At 73.9% G+C, this 1,086-nt stretch carries 1 protein-coding gene and 1 pseudogene; one reads left to right on the top strand and one right to left on the bottom strand.

Annotated features, from left to right (window positions below; all coding sequences use genetic code 11):
- Positions 1-643 (bottom strand): annotated as a pseudogene (locus AC27IQ_RS25365) (RHS repeat-associated core domain-containing protein); the annotation flags it as partial.
- A gap of 158 nt (positions 644-801) precedes the next feature.
- Here AC27IQ_RS25365 and AC27IQ_RS25370 point away from each other — a divergent pair.
- Positions 802-1,029 carry a hypothetical protein gene (locus tag AC27IQ_RS25370; RefSeq protein WP_487091276.1) on the top strand — a complete coding sequence of 76 codons (228 nt, stop codon included), beginning with the start codon at positions 802-804 and terminating at the stop codon, positions 1,027-1,029.
- The last annotated feature ends 57 nt before the right edge of the window (positions 1,030-1,086 follow it).

Below are 1,086 nucleotides of genomic sequence, written 5' to 3' on the forward strand. Positions count from 1 at the left end.
CCGGCACGGGCTGCAGCATGGGCTGCGGCATGGGCTGCGGGGTGTCGGGGACTGGGGTGTCGGGGTCCGTCCCGGACTCGCCGATCGCAGCCGGGGTGGCGGGAGGGATGGCGGGGGGATCGCGGTATTCGAAGAGGTACGACAGTCCCTGCTCGTTGTGCTGCTCCACCACGCGGGCGCCGGGCCGGGGCATGGCCACGCCCTGGTCTTCATAGACGTAGGTGTGCAGCGGTCCACTGCGCACCCGGTGGCGCACCATGCGGTGCACCCGGTCGTAGCCGAACTCGCGCGTGCGCTGGCCGTCCCGCCCCAGTACCTCCACCAGGTCGCCCGCGCTGTCGTAGCGGTAGCGCACCAGCGGCACCCGGTAGCCCGGGCCGGTGCAGGCCGCATCCAGCGGGTTGTGCACGCAGTCCACCCCGGTCAGGCGCTCGCCGCTGTCCGGGCCGAGCAGCAGGTGGGCGGTGGCGGCGGCGGTGGTAGTGGCAGTGGTTGGGGCCGCGGCGGCGGCCCCGTCCCGGTCCCGGTCCCGCTCCCGGTTGTAGTGCAGCGCATAGCGCCGCCCGCTGCCGTCGGTGATGCCGGCCAGCCGCCCGTGCTCGTCGTATCCGTAGTGCTGGCTGCGCCCGAAGCGGTCCAGCACCCCGGCCCACGCGGTGGTGCCCGTCCTCCCCCGGCCACAGCAGCCACGCGGTGGTTCCGTTGCCCGAGGCGGCGATCACGCACCGCGCGTCGGCCCGGGCCTCTTGGGGCACGTGGGCCCAGCGCGGCTGCCAGGCCCAGGGCTGCAGCTCGCTAGGGATGCGCGATGGAAGCGCCTCGGGGCTGACTGGACGACCACCCGCACCGCCGCCACCACCACCGCTGCCACCACCGCGCATCAGCCACAGGTCTTCGCTGGCGCTGTACAGCGCTTCACCGGGCGCCAGCGGCTCGCCGAAGGTGATGGCCCTCCCCCCGGTGTCCAGCAGCACGGTGCGCCCTGCCTCCAGCCGCACGGCGATCTCCATGGGCAGCTTCCAGCCGTAGCCCAGCAGCCCGCAGGCCGCCCCGTGCTCTTCGTTCACGTAGCTGCTGTACTGGCGC

This window comes from Acidovorax sp. KPB24-07, assembly GCF_057543315.1.